At 64.2% G+C, this 13,470-nt stretch carries 13 protein-coding genes; 6 read left to right on the plus strand and 7 right to left on the minus strand.

Features of this window, described 5'->3' with window-relative positions:
* Window positions 1-57: 57 nt before the first annotated feature.
* Together ACWTU7_RS03670 and ACWTU7_RS03675 are read left to right on the plus strand one after the other, a co-directional pair.
* A complete protein-coding gene (locus ACWTU7_RS03670) occupies window positions 58-801 on the plus strand; it encodes a DUF899 family protein (RefSeq protein WP_455837875.1) in 744 nt (247 codons plus the stop codon).
* A gap of 292 nt (window positions 802-1,093) precedes the next feature.
* Window positions 1,094-1,645 (plus strand): DUF4142 domain-containing protein, encoded by a 552-nt coding sequence (locus tag ACWTU7_RS03675; protein ID WP_455837874.1) that lies wholly within the window; start codon window positions 1,094-1,096, stop codon window positions 1,643-1,645.
* Window positions 1,646-1,766: 121 nt separating this feature from the next.
* Here ACWTU7_RS03675 and ACWTU7_RS03680 read toward each other — a convergent pair whose 3' ends face one another.
* Window positions 1,767-2,087, minus strand: coding sequence for a DUF1476 domain-containing protein (locus ACWTU7_RS03680; RefSeq protein ID WP_029350111.1), 321 nt, complete (start codon window positions 2,085-2,087; stop codon window positions 1,767-1,769).
* Between the two features lie 541 nt (window positions 2,088-2,628).
* Between ACWTU7_RS03680 and ACWTU7_RS03685 the strand changes: the two genes are divergently transcribed.
* Together ACWTU7_RS03685 and ACWTU7_RS03690 are read left to right on the plus strand one after the other, a co-directional pair.
* The gene (locus ACWTU7_RS03685; RefSeq protein ID WP_292180579.1) at window positions 2,629-3,018 is read left to right on the plus strand and encodes a DUF6152 family protein; all 390 of its coding nucleotides are present in this window, start codon (window positions 2,629-2,631) and stop codon (window positions 3,016-3,018) included.
* Window positions 3,019-3,483: a hypothetical protein gene (locus ACWTU7_RS03690; protein ID WP_455837873.1), complete on the plus strand. Its 465-nt coding sequence runs from the start codon at window positions 3,019-3,021 to the stop codon at window positions 3,481-3,483.
* Between the two features lie 189 nt (window positions 3,484-3,672).
* Here the strand turns inward: ACWTU7_RS03690 and carB are convergent, their stop codons facing one another.
* The 4 genes from carB to ACWTU7_RS03710 all read right to left on the minus strand — a co-directional run bounded on the left by carB (window position 3,673) and on the right by ACWTU7_RS03710 (window position 9,941).
* Window positions 3,673-7,176, minus strand: coding sequence for a carbamoyl-phosphate synthase large subunit (gene carB / locus ACWTU7_RS03695; RefSeq protein WP_455837872.1), 3,504 nt, complete (start codon window positions 7,174-7,176; stop codon window positions 3,673-3,675).
* Window positions 7,177-7,378: 202 nt separating this feature from the next.
* Window positions 7,379-8,338: an SH3 domain-containing protein gene (locus ACWTU7_RS03700; protein WP_455837871.1), complete on the minus strand. Its 960-nt coding sequence runs from the start codon at window positions 8,336-8,338 to the stop codon at window positions 7,379-7,381.
* 262 nt (window positions 8,339-8,600) lie between these two features.
* A complete protein-coding gene (locus ACWTU7_RS03705; RefSeq protein ID WP_455837870.1) occupies window positions 8,601-9,359 on the minus strand; it encodes a metallophosphoesterase family protein in 759 nt (252 codons plus the stop codon).
* A gap of 225 nt (window positions 9,360-9,584) precedes the next feature.
* Window positions 9,585-9,941 carry an ArsR/SmtB family transcription factor gene (locus tag ACWTU7_RS03710; RefSeq protein ID WP_455837869.1) on the minus strand — a complete coding sequence of 119 codons (357 nt, stop codon included), beginning with the start codon at window positions 9,939-9,941 and terminating at the stop codon, window positions 9,585-9,587.
* Between the two features lie 195 nt (window positions 9,942-10,136).
* Between ACWTU7_RS03710 and ACWTU7_RS03715 the strand changes: the two genes are divergently transcribed.
* On the plus strand, window positions 10,137-11,315 hold the full coding sequence (locus ACWTU7_RS03715) for an MFS transporter (protein WP_455837868.1): 1,179 nt from the start codon (window positions 10,137-10,139) through the stop codon (window positions 11,313-11,315).
* 108 nt (window positions 11,316-11,423) lie between these two features.
* Here the strand turns inward: ACWTU7_RS03715 and ACWTU7_RS03720 are convergent, their stop codons facing one another.
* Together ACWTU7_RS03720 and ACWTU7_RS03725 are read right to left on the minus strand one after the other, a co-directional pair.
* Window positions 11,424-12,077, minus strand: a complete 654-nt coding sequence (locus ACWTU7_RS03720; RefSeq protein ID WP_455837867.1) for a dihydrofolate reductase family protein — start codon at window positions 12,075-12,077, stop codon at window positions 11,424-11,426.
* Between the two features lie 147 nt (window positions 12,078-12,224).
* A complete protein-coding gene (locus ACWTU7_RS03725) occupies window positions 12,225-13,106 on the minus strand; it encodes a protein-L-isoaspartate O-methyltransferase family protein (RefSeq protein WP_455837866.1) in 882 nt (293 codons plus the stop codon).
* Between the two features lie 173 nt (window positions 13,107-13,279).
* Here ACWTU7_RS03725 and ACWTU7_RS03730 point away from each other — a divergent pair, with 173 nt between their 5' ends.
* The gene (locus tag ACWTU7_RS03730) at window positions 13,280-13,468 is read left to right on the plus strand and encodes a hypothetical protein (protein ID WP_455837865.1); all 189 of its coding nucleotides are present in this window, start codon (window positions 13,280-13,282) and stop codon (window positions 13,466-13,468) included.
* Window positions 13,469-13,470 lie beyond the last annotated feature (2 nt).

Below are 13,470 nucleotides of genomic sequence, written 5' to 3' on the forward strand. Positions count from 1 at the left end.
AGGCGCGTTGCCGCGAGCAGGCAGGCGTCGTCAAACGCACGGCTGATGGAGATGACGATGATCACCTTTCCCAACGAATCCCAGGAATACCGCGCCGCCCGCGAAACCCTTTTGCAGAAGGAGATCGAGCTGCGCCGCGCCATGGAGGATGTAGCCGTCGCCCGTCGCGCACTGCCGCCGGGCGGGCTGGTGCCTGAGGACTATGTGTTCGACGGGCTTGGCCCCGACGGCAAGCCGGCCCGGATAAAACTGTCGGAGCTGTTTTCGCCTGGCAAGGACACACTGATCGTCTACTCGATGATGTTTCCGCGCCATCCGCAGGAGACGCGCGACGTGGCGACAAGCGGCGGCACGGCGAAGCTCGCGCGGGCCGACCAGCCATGCCCGTCCTGCACGGCGCTGCTCGATCAGTTCGACGGCGCCATTGGCCATCTGGAGGCCGCCGGCTTCAACTTCGCCGTGGTGGGCAAGACCGCACTCGAAAACCTGATCACGCTTGGCCGCGATCGTGGCTGGACGAACATGCGGCTGCTCTCCTCGGCCGGCAACAGGTTCAAGCGCGACTACCACGCCGAGGCCGACGACGGCGCGCAGTTGCCGATGCTGTCGGTGTTCCATCGCGACGCCGATGGCATCCGCCATTTCTGGAGTTCGGAGCTTGGTTTCGCGCCCACCGAACCCGGCCAGGACCCGCGCGCCGTCGGCACCTGCGAGCCCTTGTGGAACCTGATGGATTTCACACCTGAAGGCCGGCCGGACTGGGACGAGCAGCTGCAGTATGCCGGCGCGTGCTGCCACTGAGTGGGCCTTCCCTTCTCCCCCTTGGGGGAGAAGGTGGATCGGCGCGCAGCGCCGAGACGGATGAGGGGTGCTGGAAGAAATGAGGCGTTGGCAATTGTGCGTCCTCTCGGCGCTGATGGGCGGTTGTGAGTGGGCGTAACGCCAAGCTGGAACACCCCTCATCCGACCTCGCTGCGCGAGGCCACCTTCTCCCACAAACAAAGGGGAGAAGGGAGGGCGCTCCAATCTCCGCGCAACTTCGCCGCTTGTGTCGCGTTGGACTCTTCGAGGATCACAAACCCGGAGATTTCCTGTGAAACCGCATCTCACGCTTGCCATGGTCGCTTTGTTTGCCGGCACGCCGGCGGCCTTCGCCCAATCCGCCACGCCGGCCGACATACCGGCTGTCGGCGAAACCAAGATCGAGACCGAGACCTTCACCAGAACCGTCCCCAGCGCCAACCGCTTCGAGATTGAAAGCAGCAAGCTGGCCCAACAAAAGAATGTCGCCGCCGATGTGAAGGAATTCGCCGCGATGATGGTCAGGGATCACACCAAGGCTGGCGAGGATTTCAAGGCAGCTCTGGAACAGAGCCAGACCACGGCCTCGGTTACGGCGAGCGGCCCCGCTTTGTTGCCGAGGGATCAGTCGATGCTCGACCAGCTCAAGGGCTTGGATGGCGATGAATTCCAGGCGAAATACATCCTCCTGCAGACCGAGGCGCACAAGCAGGCATTGGCGCTGTTTTCCACCTATGCGCAGTCGGGCGAAGACCCGGCGCTGAAGGAATTCGCCAAGAAGACGCTACCGACGCTGCGGACGCACGAAAACCGCATAAAGGATCTGGTGGCCGCCCACAGCTAATGCATGGCGCCCGAAAGCATGCCCTCGGCCTTGACCCGAGGGTGCGCGGCAGTTTTGGTAACGACATGCATAAAACGAGAGCTTAAAGCGCGTCGCGACGCGCTTTAAGCTGGCGCAGCTCTCAGGTGTTCTTGATCTGCTCGACCGCGGTCACCAGCAGTTCGTCCATGACGCCGCGAATCTGAACATCCGACTGGGCGACGCCCGCCGCGTCGAAATCGGCGCGTATTTTGCGCAACACATCGTCGTCCCCGGCCTCTTCGAAGTCCGCGCGAACCACCTCTTTCGCATAGGCGTCGGCGTCCTCACCGGTTTTGCCGAGCTTTTCAGCCGCCCATAGGCCGAGCAGCTTGTTACGGCGCGCCATGGCCCTGAACTTCGTGTCCTCGTCCATCGCAAACTTCTTTTCGAAGCCTTCCTGCCGGTCTCTCATACTGCTCATAATTTGCCTCGTTCAGGTGTGAGTCTCCGACCTTCATCCGATGGAGAAGAAGAGCGGGCTAGGGGCCGAACATGGCGTGCATAGATGTCAGAAGCAAGAGTTCATCCGGGCGATCGCAGGGCAATCGCTTCAGGCAAAGGCTGGCGCTCGACTGGCCAATTGTCGATCTCGGTGCCGCCCCTCATCCGCCTGCCGGCACCTTCTCCCCGTATAGTGACGGGGAGAAGCGGCTGGCCGCACCTTCGGCTCCCTTTCTGCAACGCTGGCGATTGGCGAAATCCTTTGCGAAGGCGCCCTTCTCCCCGTCCCTATACGGGGAGAAGTGCCCGGCAGGGCGATGAGGGGCAGTGCAAACCTGAAGCGATTGTCCTGGCTTATGCCAATGGTTGATCGAGCGGCGCTTGGGCGAACGGTCCATAACGGCCGTGGCCGACGACCTTCGCAGCGATCTTCTCGCGATGCCTGTCGCACACGATGTGATTTGACGTTGCCGCGCCGTGACCTACTCTCGAATGGTGGGATGGATCCGAGGAGGCGAGCGATGCAGTCACCTTTCAACGGGATTCGGAGGGTCGCGCTGACAGCGGCAGTGATTCTTGCCGCCGCCACCGCAGCCTACGCCCATCACGGCTGGTCGTGGACCCAGGACGGGTTCTTCGAACTCCGGGGCAAGATCACGGCCATCTACATCGGCAATCCGCATGCCACGCTGGATGTCGACGCAGAGGGCGAGGTCTGGCGGGTGGATTTGGCGCCGCCGTCCCGGACGATCGCCGCCGGCTTCACCGAGGAGGTCGCCAAAGTCGGCGACGAGGTGACCGCGATCGGCCACCGCTCGCGCGACGAGACCGAGAAGTGGATGAAAGCATCCCGCATCATCGTCAATGGCAAGACTTATGATGTTTATCCCGACCGCGTCCCGCCGGCCTGAATGGACGAGTTCCTCGCCGGCATCGAGCAACTCGCCCTGGTGCGGGCACTGAAGGCCTCATTCGTCACCTATCCCATAGTCAACGCGCTGCACATCATGTCGATCGGCGCGCTGCTGACCAGCGTCTGGCTCATGGATCTCAAGGTCCTGGGCGCCTTCCGCGCGCTGCCGCAGGCGGCGTTCGTCACGCTGCTGCGCCGCACGGCTTTGGGCGCGTTTGGCGGGGCGCTTGTCACCGGGGCGCTGCTCTTTTCAGTCAGGGCGAGCGAATATTCGGCGATGCCGATCTTCCTCACCAAGATGACGCTTATCCTTCTCGCTGGCGCCAACTTTCTCGCCTTTCTGTGGCTCGCAAGAGGCGGCGACGAGCCGGCTGGTGGGGCCGTGACCATCCTGGCTGTGCTCTCGCTTGTGTTGTGGACGTCGGTGCTGTTCGCGGGACGGTTTATCGGGTTTCTCAACTAGAGTGAGCGACGGCAAAGACAGCTGTTTTGCGGTCAAATCTCGGGCGGGTTGGGACGCCCTCTTCACCCTCTGGGGTAGGCGGATCGGCACGAAAGGATCAGGGTGCTGTAGGAATCGCAGCCTTGGCGGGACAGCGCCCCTCTGGCCTGCCGGCCATCTCCCCCACAAGGAGGGAGATCGGCTAATCACCTAAGCAAAATACTCCTGCAGCGGCCTGACCTCCAAGCTCCCCGCCCTCAGTGCCGCAATCGCCTCCGCCACCGCCGCAGCACCCGACAGCGTTGTATAATACGGCACTTTCTGCATCAGCGTCGCGCGGCGCAGTGACTTCGAGTCCGACACTGCCTTCTGGCCATCAGTCGTGTTGAAGACGATCTGCACCTGGCGGTTGCGGATGGCGTCCTCGATGTGCGGGCGGCCTTCCAGCACTTTGTTTATTTTCTCCGCGACGACGCCGTTCTCGGCGAGGAAGCGCTGCGTGCCTGACGTCGCCATAACCTTGAAGCCCTGGCCGGCGAGGCGCTTGACCGCCGGCAGAATGCCTTTCTTGTCCTCGTCGCGCACCGAGACGAACAGGGTGCCGGAGCGCGGGAGGTCGACGCCGGCGCCCAGCTGGCTCTTGGCGAATGCCAGCGCGAAGTCGCGGTCGAGGCCCATGACCTCGCCGGTCGAGCGCATTTCCGGGCCGAGCAATATGTCGACGCCGGGGAAGCGGGCGAAGGGGAACACCGCTTCCTTGACCGCGATGTGGCCGGGATTGCGGGGGTCGGGCATGGCGCCGTAATGGGCGAAGGCGTCTTCAAGCTTTTCGCCGGCCATGATGCGGGCGGCAATTTTCGCTATGGGACGGCCAATGGTCTTGGCGACGAAGGGCACGGTGCGTGACGCGCGCGGGTTGACCTCCAGCACATAGACTGTGCCGTCCTTGATCGCATATTGCACGTTCATCAGCCCGCCGACATTGAGCGCGCGGGCGAGCGCGGCCGTCTGGCGCTCCAGCTCGTCGACGAGGTCAGACGGCAGCGAGTGCACCGGCAGCGAGCAGGCCGAGTCGCCCGAATGGATGCCGGCCTCCTCGATGTGTTCCAATATGCCGGAGACGAAGGTCGACGTGCCGTCGCATAGGCAATCGACATCGACCTCGATGGCGCCTGAGAGATAGGTGTCGAACAATAGCGGGTTCTTGCCCAGCAGCGTGTTGATCTGGCCGGTCTTGTCGTTGGGGTATTTCTGCTTGATGTCCTCCGGCACCAGGCCGGGCACGGTGTCGAGCAGGTAGGTCTGCAGCATGCTCTCGTCGTGGATGATCTGCATGGCACGGCCGCCGAGCACATAGGACGGGCGCACCACCAGCGGGAAGCCGAGCTCGCCGGCGACGAGGCGGGCCTGCTCGACCGAATAAGCGATGCCGTTCTTTGGCTGGCTGAGGCCAAGCTTGTGCAGCAGCTTCTGGAAACGGTCGCGGTCTTCGGCCAGATCGATCATGTCGGGCGAGGTGCCGAGGATCGGGATGCCGGCCTTCTCCAGCGCGTCGGCGAGCTTCAGCGGCGTCTGGCCGCCGAACTGGACGATGACGCCGACCAACTCGCCCGACGCCTGTTCGGCGCGCACGATCTCCAGCACGTCCTCCGGCGTCAGCGGCTCGAAATAGAGCCGGTCCGAGGTGTCGTAGTCGGTCGAGACGGTCTCCGGATTGCAGTTGACCATGATCGCCTCGAAGCCGGCATCGCGCAGCGCGAAAGCCGCGTGGCAGCAGCAATAGTCGAACTCGATGCCCTGGCCGATGCGGTTCGGGCCGCCGCCGAGGATGACGACCTTCTTGCGCGACGACACCTGCGCCTCGTTTGCGAGCGCGCCGGCGAAGGGCGTCTCATAGGTGGAATACATGTAGGCGGTGGGCGAGGCGAACTCGGCGGCGCAGGTGTCGATGCGCTTGTAAACCGGATGAACGTCGAGCTTTTCGCGAATCTTCTGAATCTCTTCCACGTCTTTCCTGACCAGGGACGCGAGGCGGGCGTCGGAAAAACCCATCGCCTTCAGCATGCGCAGATTGGCGGCGTCCTGCGGGATGCCATGCTCGCGGATGCGATCTTCCATGGCCAAAATGCCGGCGATCTGCTCGAGGAACCAAGGATCGATCTTGCACATGGCGTGCACATCTTCGAGCGAGGTGCCCATGCGGATCGCCTGCGCCACCATGCGCAGCCGGTCGGGCGTCGGCGTGCCCAATGCGGCGCGGATGGCGTTGCGGTCGTCGGCGTGGTTGGCTGGCGTGCTCCCGTGGCCGATGCCGGGGATCTCGATCTCGTCCAGACCCGTCAGGCCGGTTTCCAGTCCACGCAGCGCCTTCTGCAGCGATTCCTGAAAAGTCCGGCCGATGGCCATGACCTCGCCGACCGACTTCATCGCCGTAGTCAGCACCGGCTCGGCGCCGGGGAATTTCTCGAAGGCGAAGCGCGGGATTTTGGTGACGACGTAATCGATCGACGGTTCGAACGAGGCCGGCGTCGCGCCGCCGGTGATGTCGTTCTCCAGCTCGTCCAGCGTGTAGCCGACGGCGAGTTTTGCGGCGATCTTGGCGATGGGGAAGCCGGTCGCCTTGGAGGCGAGAGCGGACGAGCGCGAGACGCGCGGGTTCATCTCGATCACCACAAGTCTTCCATCTGCAGGATTCACGGCGAACTGCACGTTGGAGCCGCCGGTCTCGACGCCGATCTCGCGCAGCACCGCGATCGAGGCATTGCGCATCATCTGGTATTCTTTGTCGGTCAGCGTCAGCGCAGGGGCGACGGTGATCGAGTCGCCGGTGTGCACGCCCATCGGGTCGATGTTCTCGATCGAGCAGACGATGATGCAATTGTCGGCCTTGTCGCGGACGACCTCCATCTCGTACTCCTTCCAGCCGAGCACGCTTTCCTCGATCAGCACTTCGGTGGTTGGCGAGGCGTCGAGGCCCGACTGGACGATCTCGTAGAATTCGGCGCGGTTGTAGGCGATGCCGCCGCCAGTGCCGCCCATGGTGAAGGACGGGCGGATGATGGCCGGCAGGCCGACATGGTCGAGCGCCTGTGCGGCGATCGCCATGGCGTGGCTGATGTAGCGCTGCTTGCGGTCGCCCTCGCCGAGGTTCCAGCGGGTTTCCAGCGCGTCGAGCGCGGCGTCGAGGTTCTCGGGCTTCTCAGCCTTGAGCGCGGCGCGCTCGGCCTCGTGCGTCTTGCGGTCGGCGTTCTTGACGTCGGTGGCGTTGGCCAGCATCGACTTCGGCGTCTCCAGGCCGATCTTGTTCATCGCCTCGCGAAACAGCGCCCGGTCCTCGGCCTTGTCGATGGCATGCGCATCGGCGCCGATCATCTCGACATTGTAGCGTTCGAGCACACCCATGCGGCGCAGCGACAGAGCGGTGTTGAGCGCGGTCTGGCCGCCCATGGTAGGCAGCAGTGCGTCGGGCCGCTCCTTGGCGATGATCTTGGCTACCACCTCCGGCGTGATCGGCTCGATGTAGGTGGCGTCGGCCAGCTCCGGGTCGGTCATGATGGTGGCCGGGTTGGAATTGACCAGGATGACGCGAAAACCTTCTTCCTTCAGCGCCTTGCAGGCCTGGGTGCCCGAATAGTCGAACTCACAGGCCTGACCGATGACGATGGGGCCGGCCCCGATGATCAGGATCGACTTGATGTCGGTGCGTCTTGGCATATCGAGGGTCCGTTCGGCAGGCGGCTTGCACGAAAAACCGGACGGGAAGGACCCGGCCGGTTGTGCTCGCGATTCTGGTATCAGGCTAGGAGGGCCTTATAGGGAAGAGTTTTGCCTGATGTAACCCCCTAAAATGCGAGTAGGGCAGTAGGGCAGTAGGGCAGAGGTTCGAGCCGCCCTATAAACATATTGCCCTATTGCCCTACTGCCTTATTCCCCTTAGCCACTCATCCCCCAGCGCCAACTGGTCCGTGATCTCGAAGCGTTCGGAAACGCCGACACGGATCATGTTCAGGCTGCCCTCGCGGGTGTAGCGGAATTCACCTGATGCATTCGAACCGGCTGGCCGGCCGGCCTGGAAGCTGATGACGCGGGTGCCGCCATCGGGCCAGGTCACGGTCACCTCGGCTTTGTCGCCCGTATGCACAACGCCTGCCTTGCAGCTGGTCATCGGCTGGCCGACATAGCGCGCGCAAGGAATCTCGTTGCGGGCACCCAGGGCCGGCGCGGGCCTCCCCGGCGGCTGCAGCCGCGCAACGGTCCGTGCGTCGGCCGGAGGCGCTGTATTGGCGACGCGATGCCGGATGGGCTCCTCCGCTGCTACGGGCGACTGCGTCTCGCCGGTCGAAGGATTTCCGCTGGCGGCGAGCGCCAGGCGGTAAGCGTCTTCGATGGCCGCCCTGCCGATTGCGTCGGCGGCTGTCATCGTGGTTTCGGGCGCGCCCAGGCGCGCTGTCAGGTCGGGAAGCGGCTGATCTGCGGATACCAGGTTCGAAGCCTCGGCTGCAGGGGCCGTGCCTTCGCCGGTCGTTTCGGCATCCGCATCCGAAACGGCCGCCGGATTGTCGGGATTCAGGTAGCGCGCGGGAGCCCATCCCGTCAGTTGCGGATTGTCAATTTCTGCGACCTTGCACCAGCGGTAGCCATTGACGTCGTTGCAGCCGAGATTGTTGACGCTCGTACCGTTAGGCAGCCGAGCCTTGATCTTGCCCATTGCCGATGCCGTGGCGCGGACGTTCAGGAGATCGCCTGGAGCGAGGTCGGTCACGATGGAAACGATCGGCGCCTCCTCGGCTTTGGCCGGCAGCAGCGCCGTCAGCAGGAGAAGGGCGGCAGTGAGCGCGTACAGCGTCGTTCGGAGCGTAACTGTGCGCCTCATCATTTTGGCCGTGGGCGATAGAAGCATTCCCGGAGGCGCGGCCTGGCACGGAAACGCCACCGCATTCCAGGTCGATTTTATAAACGACGACATGGCGCTATGTAAGTCGGAAAATGCGGCCCCGGCATGAACAAAGTTCAGCGTGCGGCATGGGCAAGCTCAGCTTGGCGGCATGAGCAAGCTCAGCTTGGCGGCATGAGCTCGTACCTGCCTCAGCCTGAGGCATGAACGCGTTCCGCGTTCAGCCTGGGAACTCGTATCTCGTTCAACCCGACATAAACCCGGTTCGCAGCGCATGGGCCCATTCCGGCCGTCCCGCCTGTTCGGCCTGCCGCGCTGCCGCCTCATGGTCATAGTCGACGGCGATGGCCGCAAAACGGTCGGGGCGGCCCGGCTCGCCCAGTTCGACAATGCCGTAGCGTGCATGCGGAGAGCCTTGCTCCGAGATATGCGCCGGTGGCGTGTCGTCGTCATAAGCGGGGCAGCCGATGCTGCCCGGATTGAAGATGACAGGGCCGTCGGGGATACGGATCAGTTCGCTGCGGTGGCTGTGGCCGCACAGCACGATGCGGCAAGCGGGATCGAGCGCGGCCAGCCGCCGCTTGATGGCGGCCAACGGTGCGCGCACCAGCTGCCCGCTGGCTATCGTATCGGTCAGATATTTTTCGTCGTGGTCGGGCCGGGCATGGAAGGCAACCACGCCCGGCGCGATCTCCAGCGTGAGAGGCAAGGCGAACAGCGCCTCGCGCTGCGCCGATGTCAGCCGTTCCTGCGCGTAGCGGTCGGACGGCCACATGGTTTCATCGGCGGTGTCGCGGGCGAGGCGGCGGTCGTGATTGCCGCGCACCGTCGGCAGGGCGAGCGCTTCAAGCCGAGCAAAAGTCTCGCGCGGCCAGAGCGGGCCGGAGACGCAATCGCCGAGATTGACGACGAGGTCGGCGCCGCCGCGCTGCCGCAGATCGTCGAGCACGGCGTCCAGGGCGAGGATGTTGCCGTGGATATCGGCGAGGACGGCAATGCGCATGGGAAGCTCCGTTGGTTGACGAGTTACTGGTCGGGAAGGGCGGACCTTGCAGGACTTTGGTTCCTCACGGAAGTGAGGGAGAGGTGGCTCGGCGAAGCCGAGACGGAGAGGGGGACTGCCCGCCACCCTTGAGCCCTCAAAGCGATCGCTTGTTCGCTTCGGAGCCCCCCTCTCCGGCCGCTTCGCGGCCACCTCTCCCCCGTTGCACGGGGGCGAGGAACAGCCTCAGGCGCGGACTTCGATCTCGGACGCGCCGACCGCGGGCAGTGCCGTATCGCCGACGGCGGCGGCAATGACGCTGTCGAGCAGGCCCGGAAAGCGGGCATTGAGGTCGTCGCGGCGCAGCGTGATCAGCCGGCTGGTGCCGACCACCTCGGTGCGTGTGACGCCGGCCTCGCGCAATTTGGCAAGGTGATAACTGAGATTGGTTTTCGAGCAGAGGTCGAGGAACTGGCTGCAGTTCAGCGGCACGCCTTCCTTGCTGGCGAGATAGCGCACGATGGCCAGCCGGGTGGGATCGCCGAGCACGGCAAGCACATTCGACAGGCTGATCTGGTCGGCGGAGGGATGGGGCAGGGTCATGCCCAGGAACTAAGCGCAATCAGGGCCGATTTCAACGCATCTCCTCCTTGATGGATGCACGCAGTTTCCACCTCCCGCCACCTTGTCCTGACATAGAGCTGTCAGGAGGGTTCCGCTATTCTCAGGTGGCTTCATTGACACCATGCCCCATTATGTACAATTGTTCAATAACTTTTGAACTAAGGATTTGTTGCCATGGACAAGCGCCTCATCTGGCTTGCGCTCGGATCATTCACGATCGCGACCGAAGGCTTCGTCATTTCAAGCCTGTTGCCCGACATCGCAGCCGATGCCGCCATCTCGATTCCACTCGCCGGGACGCTGATCACCGCCTTCGCGCTCGCCTATGCGCTCGGTACGCCGATCCTGGCGACGCTCACCGGCGAATGGGACCGGCGGCGCGTCATCTTGTGGACGCTGGTGTTTTTCGTGCTGGGCAATCTGGCGGCGGCGCTGAGTTCCTCTTTCGAATTGCTGCTGATCGCGCGCATCGTCATGGCGCTGTCGTCCGGCCTGTTCGCAGCGACGGCGCAAGGGACGGCCGTGGCGCTTGTCGATGATCATCACCGCGCCCGCGCCATCGCCGTCGTCGTCGGCGGCACCACAGTGGCGGTGGCGGTCGGCGCGCCGCTCGGCGCACTTGTCGCGACCGTTGCCGGCTGGCGCGGCACGTTCTTTGCCATCGCCGGGCTCGGCGCGCTGGCCGGCGCCATCCTGTGGTACCGGCTGCCGCGCGGCATCGTCGGCACCAAGCTGCCGCTCAGGCAGCGGCTGGCTGCAACCCTTCGCCCCGGCGTGCCATCGATCCTGCTGACCACACTTTTGGCGCTCACCGGCGCCTTTACGGTCTTTGCCTTTGTCGCGCCGCTAGCCGTCGAAGGCGGAGGCTTGAGCCCGATTGCGCTGCCCGGCATGCTGCTCGCCTTCGGTGTCGGCGCCGTCATCGGCAACATTGCCGGCGGGCAGGCTGCCGATCGCTTCGGCGCGACGCGCACCGTCAGCTGGTCGCTGGCGCTGAGTGCGGTCATGCTGGTCATGCTTTCGGTCATCCCGGCATTCCTGCCGCACAGCGTGGCCGGGCCGGCGCTGATGGCCATGATGGTGCCGTGGGGCATTGTCGGCTGGGCCTTCCCGCCGGCGCAGGCCAGCCGCATCATCAAGCTGGCGCCCGACGCAGCGCCCATCGTGCTGTCGCTCAACGGCTCGGCGCTCTATCTCGGCGTGGCGCTGGGCGCCGTCGTCGGCGGCACGGTGCTGCGCTATGGCGCGCCAGCCGATCTCGGCCTAGTCGCAGCAGTGTTCCCGATCCTGGGTCTTGGCGTCATGCTCGCCGGCCACCGGGCGGCGCGGGCGATTGCCATGCCGGCGGAGTAAGGGAGATCGCAGAACCATGGCGCTGCCCTCATCACCCTGCCGGGCAACTTGGGTTTCTCTCCCCACTCACATCTAGCGGAGCAAGGAACCAGGTCCTGTAACCCCACACTATTTCCAGGTTCGGCGTCTCTCGATCTCGGCTTCGGACGGCTGTTCCTGGGCGAAGGACCCGGTCTTGATTTCACCGGCGCGTTCATAGCTCGCTATGATGACGCCGGTGCTCGATGCCTGTGAGCGGTTCAGCTTGAAAGCCGCCGGAATTGCGCCACCGCCAAACAGCCGCTTCCCCTTGCCCAGCACCAGCGGCAAGATCAGCAGGCTGACCTCGTCGATCAGGTCGTTGGCGAGCAAGGTCTGGATCAACTCGCTCGATCCCTGGATGAGCAGGTCCGGCCCGTCCTCCTGCTTGAGCTGGCGCAGTGTGGCCACGACGTCGTCGCCGAGCGACTGGCTGTTTTGCCACGACAGCGTATCGGGCCTGTGCGTGGCCACATATTTGGTGGCCGCGTTGAAACTGTCGCCGATCGGATCGTTCTTCTGATACGGCCAATGCGCAGCGAAGATATCGTAGGTCCTGCGGCCGAGGAGCAGCGCGAACGGTTTTGCGAAGGTCTCACCAATAAAGGCGCCCCCGACGTCGTCCCAGTAATGGAACGTCCAGCCACCGAATTCGAAGCCGCCGCTCGGGTCTTCTTCCGGCCCGCCAGGCGCCTGCATGACGCCGTCGAGGCTGACGAATGTCGCAGTGATGATCTTCCTCATTGAATTCTCCCTTTTTCATCATCCGTGCTGTCGGGGCCGGATTTCGGCCAAAGGACGTGCGAGTGGACGCCGGTCCGACAGGGGCCACAAAATTCTGGATTCGGCGCATGGCGAGCGGCAAGCACTGGATGGGCAGCCTCGGCGACGTCATTGCGGCCGCCTGGCGCCAACACCTTTCGACGAGAACCAGACGTCGCCGATGACGACGGTGGCGGTGTTGTCCGGTGCCTTGTCGGCCGTCAGCCAGATCGAGCGGCTGCGTGCCGCCTTGTCGCGGTCGAGGATTTTCGCCGCGGGGCCTGCAAGCGAGGCGCCGACGCAAGGGATGAACCATGACCGCATGAACGGATCGCAGGCAAAGCCTTGTTCGGTGCGAGTCACCATCACCGCGAGGCCAACGCGCTCGGTCGGACGCCACGGAAAGACCATGCGGGCGCCAGGCTTCAGCGCCTTCAGCCACTCGGCCGGTGGTGCTGCGACGCCGGCATTGACATAGATGATGTCGGACGGTGGCAGGCTGCCGATGACCGCATCGCCATGGATGACGGTCACATTGCCAAAGGCTTCGAGGTTCTGTCTCGCGCGGTCGGCGAGACTGGATTCCAGTTCGAAGGCGGTGACTGCGCCGCCGGGTGAAACCAGCTGTGCCAGCAGAGCTGTGTAGTAGCCGGTGCCGGCGCCGACATGGGTGACGGTCTCGCCGGGTTTTGGCGCCACCTTGCCGATCCACATGGCATGCAGGAACGGCTCGCCATTGTTGATGCCTTTGTCGGCGTCGAGCGACACCAGCACGTTCTGATAGACGTGAACAGGATCGGCGCTCGGCGTTTCGACCTTACCGTTGCCGGCGACGACCGACCACGGCCCGGGCCCGAGAAAAGCCTCGCGCGGCACCGCGGCGAACACGTCTTCGAGACGCGGATCGGCCGGACCTGCATTGGCAGCCATCAGTCGCGCATAAAAGCGGCGCACATCGGCGAGATCGGTCATGGCCTCAAGATAGCGCAGACTGCCGATTTGTCGCGTCATTCCAGATCGCCTCTGGCCGACGCATCAGCGCCGAGACAGTTGAAGCGTTTCGCATGGCAATGAAGGCGACACGCTAAATCTACCGCCATTGCCGACAGTCCTGCCGGAACCGCCGCGTTGCCGCTGCGTTTGAGGTCGTGCCAAGCGATTGGCGCGAGACCGAGGAGGATACCATGGGCGTTGAACAGGCACCGACAGCGAAGGGCAAGCAAGCGGCCAAGGGATTGAACCAAGCTGCGGCGAAGGACGAACGCAAGACGGAAGCGGAAACCGGCCGCCCGCTCAAAAAGGGCGCGGTCCGCTTCGACGAGCGGTCGAAAAGCTCGGACGGCAAGAGCGCGGGTACCAAGCAGAAGATCTGAGC

Source organism: Mesorhizobium sp. BHscii, from assembly GCF_053848065.1.

What these genes read in the sequence shown, in the direction of transcription:
- ACWTU7_RS03705 (WP_455837870.1), bottom strand. Translation starts at nt 9,359, where the DNA reads ATGCGCATTGCCGTCCTCGCCGATATCCACGGCAACATCCTCGCCCTG.
- ACWTU7_RS03725 (WP_455837866.1), bottom strand. Translation starts at nt 13,106, where the DNA reads ATGACGCGACAAATCGGCAGTCTGCGCTATCTTGAGGCCATGACCGAT.
- carB (WP_455837872.1), bottom strand. Translation starts at nt 7,176, where the DNA reads ATGCCAAGACGCACCGACATCAAGTCGATCCTGATCATCGGGGCCGGC.
- ACWTU7_RS03680 (WP_029350111.1), bottom strand. Translation starts at nt 2,087, where the DNA reads ATGAGCAGTATGAGAGACCGGCAGGAAGGCTTCGAAAAGAAGTTTGCG.
- ACWTU7_RS03685 (WP_292180579.1), top strand. Translation starts at nt 2,629, where the DNA reads ATGCAGTCACCTTTCAACGGGATTCGGAGGGTCGCGCTGACAGCGGCA.
- ACWTU7_RS03690 (WP_455837873.1), top strand. Translation starts at nt 3,019, where the DNA reads ATGGACGAGTTCCTCGCCGGCATCGAGCAACTCGCCCTGGTGCGGGCA.
- ACWTU7_RS03670 (WP_455837875.1), top strand. Translation starts at nt 58, where the DNA reads ATGATCACCTTTCCCAACGAATCCCAGGAATACCGCGCCGCCCGCGAA.
- ACWTU7_RS03720 (WP_455837867.1), bottom strand. Translation starts at nt 12,077, where the DNA reads ATGAGGAAGATCATCACTGCGACATTCGTCAGCCTCGACGGCGTCATG.
- ACWTU7_RS03700 (WP_455837871.1), bottom strand. Translation starts at nt 8,338, where the DNA reads ATGATGAGGCGCACAGTTACGCTCCGAACGACGCTGTACGCGCTCACT.
- ACWTU7_RS03710 (WP_455837869.1), bottom strand. Translation starts at nt 9,941, where the DNA reads ATGACCCTGCCCCATCCCTCCGCCGACCAGATCAGCCTGTCGAATGTG.
- ACWTU7_RS03730 (WP_455837865.1), top strand. Translation starts at nt 13,280, where the DNA reads ATGGGCGTTGAACAGGCACCGACAGCGAAGGGCAAGCAAGCGGCCAAG.
- ACWTU7_RS03715 (WP_455837868.1), top strand. Translation starts at nt 10,137, where the DNA reads ATGGACAAGCGCCTCATCTGGCTTGCGCTCGGATCATTCACGATCGCG.